The organism is Allobosea sp. GW823-FHT02B03 (assembly GCF_058797755.1).
Window position 1 is genome coordinate 1,008,826 of sequence record NZ_JBXAJY010000001.1, and the last position, 7,196, is coordinate 1,016,021.

The window sequence follows — 7,196 nt, forward strand, 5'->3', positions numbered from 1 at the left end:
CTTACTCCGCCGGCGCGGGCATGGCCTGCTCGCTCGCCCTTGCATCCCAGAGCGTCACCAGGAAGATAGCGAAGCCGGACAGGGCCAGGCTGGCGCCGACCCAACCCGTCGACGTCCAGCCATGGCCGGCCGCGATCGCCATCCCGCCGAGCCAGGGGCCGAGCGCGTTTGCGGTGTTGAAAGCGCTGTGGTTCAGCGCCGCTGCCAGCGTCTGCGCCTCTCCGGCGACGTCCATCAGCCGAGTCTGCAAGGCGGCGCCGAGCCCGCCGCCGCAGCCGATCATGAAGATCACCACCGACACGGCCCAGATGTTTCCCGCCGCCAGCGGGAACAAGGCCAGCGAGGCTGCGCTCCAGAGCAGGATCGCGCCGATCGCCGGCATCAGCGCCCGGTCGGCTGCCCAGGCGGCGACGAGCGTGCCCGCCGTCAGGCCGAGGCCGAAGATCGCCAGCACGACCGGCACCGTCGCTGGCGAAACCCCGGTCACCTCCATCAAGGTCGAGGCGACATAGGTGTAGACGGCGAACAGGCCGCCGAAGCCGACGGCGCCGATCGCCAGTGTCAGCCAAACCTGCCGGCTGCGCAGTGCACCGAGCTCGCGCAGCGGGCTCGCGCCAGGCTGCGGCGCATCCTTGGGCGCGAAGGCGGCGACCATGATGGCGGTCGCGAGCGCCAGCACGGCGACAGTGCCGAAGCCCCAGCGCCAGCCAAGCGTCTGGCCGAGGAGATTCGCGAACGGCACGCCGAGAATGGTCGCGACTGTCAGGCCCAGCATGACACGTGCGACCGACTGCGCTCGCTGGTTCGCCGGCACCAGCGAGGCCGCGACCAGTGCGGCGACGCCGAAATAGGCGCCATGCGGCAGGCCGCTAAGGAAGCGGAACAGCAGCATCCAGCCATAGGACGGGGCGAGCGCGGAAAGGCCGTTGGCGATGGCGAAAGCCGCCATCAGCGCGATCAGGAGGGTGCGGCGCGAGAGCTTCGTCGCCAGGACAGCGATGATCGGGGCGCCGACGACCACGCCGGCCGCATAGATGCTGATCACATGTCCCGCTGTCGGCTCGTCGATGCCGAGCCCGGCCGAGAAATAGGGCAGCAGGCTCATGACCGCGAACTCGGCCGTGCCGATGGCAAAGCCGCCCAGAGCGAGGGCAAACAGGATCAGGCCGGTGCGCCGTGCCGGTTCGGCGAGCGGACGCATGGCGGCGTCGCCCGTGCTGGCGGGGGTCATGTGTTTCGTCCGGAAATGGGATGTTGTTGGTGTGGCACGTCGTGCGTGCTGCGTCGCAACATAGTGCCGTCGCGCTGCCTTCAATGCAAGTGTTTTGCATGACTGGAACGTTGGCGTGCGATCGTCATGCTTGCTGAGCATGGCGATCGCTTTCGCACGCACTCAGCGAGCACCTTCTCGTCAGTTGGCTCTGCACGAGGCGTGCTTGCGCTTAGGCGCCGGTGCCGAGCGGCGCTGGTCAGGTCAGCAAAATCGCCCGGCGCGCCCGCGACAGCGCGCAGCGGGCGAGGGCGCGCCGTATCGCACCCTGGCCAGAAGTCTTCCGCGTCAGGGCCGGCCCTTGCCGGCCGCGCGCGCCTCGGCGATCAGGCAGAGCTCGGTGAACAGCACCTGCGCCGCGCATTGCGCCGTATTGCTGGTCGCATCGTATTGCGGTGCGACCTCGACCACGTCGGCGGCGACGATGTTCCTGCCGCGCAGGCCGCGCAGAATGGCGAGCGCCTCGCGCGGCGTCAGCCCGCCGACCTCGGGCGTGCCGGTGCCGGGGGCGAAGGCGGGATCGAGCGAATCGACGTCGAAGGAGACGTAAGTGGGCCCGTCGCCGATCACGTCCAGTGCTTTGGCAATAACCGCATCGAGCCCCATCCGGTCGACCTCGTCGGCATGGATCACGGTCATGCCGGACTCGTAGGAGAACTCCCAGAGATACTCGGCGCCGCCGCGGATGCCGATCTGGATCACCCGCTCCGGGTCGAGCACGCCGTCGAGCACGGCCTGCCGGAAGGGGCCGCCATGGTGGAATTTCGAGCCCTCATAGGGGCCGGAGGTGTCGCAATGGGCGTCGATATGCACCATGCCGACCGGGCGCTTCTCGCCGACCGCCTTGAGGATCGGGTAGGTGATCGAATGGTCGCCGCCGACCGCGAGCGTCGAGACGCCGGCCTTCACGATCGTCTTGAAGGTCGCCTCGATATCCTCATGGCAGCTTTCCAGCGAGTAGCGCGAGCGGAACGGCACGTCGCCGATATCGGCGACCTTCAGCTCGCCGAACGGCGCCACGCCGGTGACATGGTCCATCGGCCCCATGCGCTCGACCGCGCGGACGGCGCGCGGCCCGAGCCGGGTACCGGCGCGGTTGGTGACGCCGAGATCCATCGGCAGGCCGATGATCGCGACGTCGAGCCCGCCGAGATCGGGCTGGGACAGGGCGTCGGGCCGGTAGGGCGCGCTGATGAAGGTCGCGACGTCGGCGAAGGGCCATTTGCGCCGGTCGCCCTTGAACTGGTCGGCGGCCACCTTGGCGAAGCGCGGGTCATGGATGTCGGCGCCGCTGCCGCCGGCATAGCGGGCCCTCAGTTTCGCCAGCTTGTCCTGGTCCATTGCCGTGACTCCGTGCCGTTTGCGCCGATCCGCCAAAGGGCGAGGTTGACTGAAATCGCCGAATGGACCATGCGCTTCTGATGCAGCCGTGCCATGCCGAGGGCGCAATTGTCGAGCACCCAGGGTTGGTTGACGGTCCTGCGACGACGGGGGGTGCTGCGCACATTACGTGCAAGTATAGATTCGAAGCTGATGAAGGTGATCGTGGATCAACCCGGCGCTCCAGCTCTTTTTTGTTACTGCATCACGCCACGACCGACAGCCTAAATTCGCACGCAGCGGTGCCATCGCCGGCGTCTGCTGTAAAAAAGGTCCTACCGAGGAGATGCCCACAATGAAGCGTCGTCAATTCATCCAGGCCGCCACCGCCGGCGCGGCCGCCTCCGCCATCGCCATGCCCGCGATCGCGCAGTCGTCGCCGGAAGTGAAGTGGCGCCTGACGTCGAGCTTCCCCAAGTCGCTCGACACCATCTATGGCGGCGGCGAGACGCTGTCGAAGATGGTTTCGGAGCTGACCGACGGCAAGTTCCAGATCCAGGTCTTCGCCGCCGGCGAAATCGTCCCCGGCCTGCAGGCGCTCGACGCGGTCACGAACAACACCGTCGAGATGTGCCACACCGTCGCCTATTACTATGTCGGCAAGGACCCGACCTTCGCGATCCCGTCCTCGGTGCCGTTCGGCCTCAACACCCGCATGCAGAACGCCTGGCTCTCGCATGGCGGCGGCGGCGAGCTCTTCAACGAGTTCTTCAAGAAGTACAACGTCCACGCGATCCAGTGCGGCTCGACCGGCGCTCAGATGGGCGGCTGGTTCCGCAAGGAGATCAAGACCGCGGCCGATCTCCAGGGCCTGAAGATGCGCATCGCCGGCATCGCCGGCCAGGTCATGGCCAAGCTCGGCGTCGTGCCGCAGCAGCTCGCCGGCGGCGACATCTACCCGGCGCTCGAGAAGGGCACGATCGACGGCGCCGAGTGGGTCGGCCCCTATGACGACGAGAAGCTCGGCTTCGCCAAGGTCGCCCCGTATTACTACTATCCCGGCTTCTGGGAGGGTGGTCCGGCGGTCCACGCCTTCATCAACACCGAGAAGTGGGCTTCGCTGCCGAAGAACTACCAGGCAGCGCTGAACGCGGCCTGCGCCTACGCCACCAACTCGATGACGGCGAAGTACGACGTCCAGAACCCGGCGGCCCTGAAGCGCCTCGTCGGCGCCGGCGCGCAGCTGCGTCCGTTCTCGCAGGAGATCCTCGAGGCCTGCCTCAAGGCCTCGAACGAGCTCTATGCCGAGATCTCGGCCAAGAACCCGGAGTTCAAGAAGGCGATCGACGCGATGCAGGCCTTCCGCAACGACCAGTATCTCTGGTGGCAGGTGGCCGAGCTGACCTTCGACATCTTCCAGGTCCGTTCGCGCGCGCGCTGAGCGCGTAGGCGATCGCCGCGTGCGATCGCTGCAGCATTTCCAAGCGCGGTGGACGTAGCTCCGCGCGACGAGATGCGATCTGATAGTGAGTCGGAGCATTCTCGCGCCTCGCGAGCGCGCTCCGGATCGAGAAGACTGCGGAAGCCCGGCCATGTGCCGGGCTTTTTCATGTCTGAGCCTCGTTGAAGCTGCACCGCAAAGCGAAAAACCTCGGTGTGGGCAGTACTAAAGTCGTACGCCATGCGATAATTGCATGGGGGGTATGCTTTTCTCTTGCGCTTTTTCACTGCCGCCGCTTTGCTGAGGGCCTCGCGCGAACCGGAAGCCCGGCGCGCCTGGAACAGCTCTGGGAGGAGCCAGCCATATGAAGCGTCGTCAATTCCTAACGGCCGCCGGAGCCGGCGCCGCAGCAAGCGCCATCGCCGCCCCGGCCGTCGCGCAGTCCATGCCGGAGGTGAAATGGCGGGTCACCTCGTCCTTCCCCAAATCGCTCGACACGATCTTCGGCGCCTCGGAGGTTCTCTCCAAGGCCGTCTCCGAGGCGACTGACGGCAAGTTCCAGATCCAGGTCTTCGCGGCGGGCGAGATCGTGCCGGCGCTGCAGGCGGCCGACGCCGTCACCAACGGCACGGTCGAGATGTGCCACACGGCTTCCTATTACTATGTCGGCAAGGATCCGACCTTCGCCTTCGGCACCGCGGTGCCTTTCGGCCTGAATTCGCGCCAGCAAAACGCCTGGTTCTACCATGGCGGCGGCATGGAGCTGCTCAACGAGTTCTACAAGAAGCACAACATCTACGCGATTCCGGGCGGCAATACCGGCTGTCAGATGGGCGGCTGGTTCCGCAAGGAGATCAAGACGGTCGCCGACCTGCAGGGCCTGAAGATGCGCATCGGCGGCTTCGCCGGGCAGGTCGTCTCCAAGCTCGGCGTCGTGCCGCAACAGATCGGTGGCGGCGACATCTATCCCGCGCTGGAAAAGGGCACGATCGACGCAGCCGAATGGGTCGGGCCGGCCGATGACGAGAAGCTCGGCTTCAACAAGGTCGCGCCCTATTACTATTATCCCGGCTGGTGGGAGGGCGGCGCCGCGCTGCATTTCTTCATCAACACCGCGAAATGGGAGGCGCTGCCCAAGATCTACAAGTCGATCCTCACCACCGCCGCCGGGCTCGCCAATGTCGACATGCAGGCGAAATACGATGCCCGCAATCCGGCGGCGCTGAAGCGGTTGGTCGGCGGCGGCGCGCAGTTGCGGCCCTTCTCGCAGGAGATTCTCGAAGCCTGCCTCAAGGCCTCCAAGGAGGTCTATGCCGAGGCGAGCGCCAAGAACCCCGATTTCAAGAAGGTCTACGAAGCGATGTCGGCCTTCCGCGGCGACGAGTATCTCTGGTTCCAGATCGCCGAATACACCTATGACAACTTCCTGATCCGCGCCCGCGCCGCCAATCAGCTCTGAAGCCGGAGGCGACTGCCGGTTCGCTGGCCAACTTGATGCCCCGGCCGCAAGGCCGGGGTTTTTCGTTCCGGTGCCGTGCCGGCGGGAGCGCGCAGCGGCTCTGCTTCCCGGATTGCGCCCGCCCTAGACGCTGCCGGCGCGTTCGATCACCAGGACACGCGCCGGGCCGACCGGGTGGGCGACATGGGCGTCGCCATCCCGGGCATGGAAGATGTCGCCGGGCGCGAGTCGTTCCACGCTTTCGACGCCGCCGGAGCGGGTGTGCATGTCGACCGCGCCGTCGAGGACGACGAAGACCTCAGGCCCGTCATTGACGTGCCACTTGTAAGGCTGGTCGGTCCAGTGCAGCCGGATGGTGGCGTCGTCGATGCGCTCGATGTCGAGCGCCTGCCAGGCGCGGCTGGCGGTGAACTCCCGCGGCTTGATCGTCCTCATTCCCGCTTCTCCGTTGTTGGAAGAGGCCCTGAATCTTCACGGGCGGCAGGGCCCATGCCATAGGCAAGACGCCGGTTGCACCTGCGATCGGCGGTTTCTTGGGGGAGGTCGCGTGCGAAACGACGGTGAGCTCGATGCCATCGACCGGAAGCTGCTGGCGCTGCTCGAGGTCGATGCGCGCGCCTCCTTCACGGCCTTGGCGCGCGAGGCCGGGCTTTCGCGCACCGCAATCCAGGAGCGCATGGCGAGGCTGGAGCGCGACGGCGTCATCCTCGGCTACACGGTGCGGCTTGCCGACCGGCAAAAGACGCCGACGACCCGCGCAATGCTCTCGCTGCGCATCCGCACAAGGCCCTGCGCGACCGTGCTCGATCGTTTCAGGAACTGGCCTGAGATCCTCGCCTGCTATTCGCTAGCCGGCCCGGTCGACGCAATGCTGGTCGTCGAGACCGAGGATGCTCCGGCGCTGTCCGCGCTGGTCGACAGGTTGAGCGCCGTGCCCGGTGTCGGCGAGATCGAGACGGCGCCGATCCTGGCAGGGGGCGCAAGAGGTGGTCGCGGGCTGCCCTAGCTAGGCCTTGTTCGACGCGCTACACTGCGCACCTTCGCAATAGGGGCTCTCATGAAGCTGCCAGTCGCCGTCCTCCTCGCGACCCTGGGCCTGCCTGCGCTCGCCGCGGCCCAGTCCATCGGCGAACCCATCCCCGGCCGTGGCCCAGCCAAGGCCAAGCCCGCCGCGGCGCCGCTGCCGTCGAAACAGGCGACCCGTCCCTGTCCCGAATATGGGCCGGGCTTCGTCCGGATCGAGGGGTCGACCTCCTGCGTCCGGATCGGCGGTGGCGTGCGTGCCGAGTTCGGCAAGAGCTCACGCAACGGCTTTGGTTCGTCCGCCGACGCGATGCTCTATGGCGAGGCGCGCAGTCCGACGCCGGTCGGCGAGATGCGCGCCGTGATCAGCGGCCGTGTCCGGCGCGACAACAATCTCAACGACGGCAGCTGGCAGCGCTGGTAAGCGGCGGCATCTGCCGCCCGGCCGACCCTGTCGTCAGCCAACTTTTCGCATAGCAAAAGCCCCGGATCGCTGCGATCCGGGGCTTCTTCGTTTCTGCCTGTCCAGCCTATTGCAGGTTGAGCGTCGGCGGCGCGTTGAGGTCGAGCCCCGGCAGCCCGCCACCTGGTCCGCTGCCGCCCAGACCCGGTATCTGGATTGAGTCGAACTGCTTGTTGATCTGCTGTTGGTCGAGCTGCACGGCGGATGACTTGTAGTGCAT

The 7,196-nt window shown here is 66.8% G+C and carries 7 protein-coding genes; 4 read left to right on the forward strand and 3 right to left on the reverse strand.

Annotation, left to right across the window (positions count from 1 at the left end):
• Position 1: 1 nt before the first annotated feature.
• Positions 2 to 1,231 carry an MFS transporter gene (locus AC1REK_RS04715; protein WP_492267006.1) on the reverse strand — a complete coding sequence of 410 codons (1,230 nt, stop codon included), beginning with the start codon at positions 1,229 to 1,231 and terminating at the stop codon, positions 2 to 4.
• Positions 1,232 to 1,558: 327 nt separating this feature from the next.
• Positions 1,559 to 2,611, reverse strand: a complete 1,053-nt coding sequence (gene speB, locus AC1REK_RS04720) for an agmatinase (RefSeq protein WP_492267005.1) — start codon at positions 2,609 to 2,611, stop codon at positions 1,559 to 1,561.
• 334 nt (positions 2,612 to 2,945) lie between these two features.
• On the opposite strand from speB, the gene AC1REK_RS04725 reads away from it, so the two are divergent.
• Positions 2,946 to 4,031: a TRAP transporter substrate-binding protein gene (locus AC1REK_RS04725; RefSeq protein ID WP_316019476.1), complete on the forward strand. Its 1,086-nt coding sequence runs from the start codon at positions 2,946 to 2,948 to the stop codon at positions 4,029 to 4,031.
• A gap of 364 nt (positions 4,032 to 4,395) precedes the next feature.
• Complete coding sequence (locus AC1REK_RS04730; RefSeq protein WP_327522635.1) at positions 4,396 to 5,490, forward strand: TRAP transporter substrate-binding protein; 1,095 nt, start codon at positions 4,396 to 4,398, stop codon at positions 5,488 to 5,490.
• A 123-nt stretch (positions 5,491 to 5,613) separates the two neighbouring features.
• On the opposite strand, the gene AC1REK_RS04735 is transcribed toward AC1REK_RS04730, so the two are convergent.
• Positions 5,614 to 5,925 carry a cupin gene (locus tag AC1REK_RS04735; RefSeq protein WP_492267004.1) on the reverse strand — a complete coding sequence of 104 codons (312 nt, stop codon included), beginning with the start codon at positions 5,923 to 5,925 and terminating at the stop codon, positions 5,614 to 5,616.
• A gap of 112 nt (positions 5,926 to 6,037) precedes the next feature.
• Here AC1REK_RS04735 and AC1REK_RS04740 point away from each other — a divergent pair, with 112 nt between their 5' ends.
• Positions 6,038 to 6,496, forward strand: coding sequence for an Lrp/AsnC family transcriptional regulator (locus tag AC1REK_RS04740; RefSeq protein ID WP_492267003.1), 459 nt, complete (start codon positions 6,038 to 6,040; stop codon positions 6,494 to 6,496).
• A gap of 51 nt (positions 6,497 to 6,547) precedes the next feature.
• Positions 6,548 to 6,937 carry a hypothetical protein gene (locus AC1REK_RS04745; protein ID WP_492267002.1) on the forward strand — a complete coding sequence of 130 codons (390 nt, stop codon included), beginning with the start codon at positions 6,548 to 6,550 and terminating at the stop codon, positions 6,935 to 6,937.
• Positions 6,938 to 7,196 lie beyond the last annotated feature (259 nt).

Coding starts and splice junctions, on each gene's coding strand:
- speB (WP_492267005.1), bottom strand. CDS start 2,611: ATGGACCAGGACAAGCTGGCGAAACTGAGGGCCCGCTATGCCGGCGGC.
- AC1REK_RS04725 (WP_316019476.1), top strand. CDS start 2,946: ATGAAGCGTCGTCAATTCATCCAGGCCGCCACCGCCGGCGCGGCCGCC.
- AC1REK_RS04735 (WP_492267004.1), bottom strand. CDS start 5,925: ATGAGGACGATCAAGCCGCGGGAGTTCACCGCCAGCCGCGCCTGGCAG.
- AC1REK_RS04730 (WP_327522635.1), top strand. CDS start 4,396: ATGAAGCGTCGTCAATTCCTAACGGCCGCCGGAGCCGGCGCCGCAGCA.
- AC1REK_RS04715 (WP_492267006.1), bottom strand. CDS start 1,231: ATGACCCCCGCCAGCACGGGCGACGCCGCCATGCGTCCGCTCGCCGAA.
- AC1REK_RS04745 (WP_492267002.1), top strand. CDS start 6,548: ATGAAGCTGCCAGTCGCCGTCCTCCTCGCGACCCTGGGCCTGCCTGCG.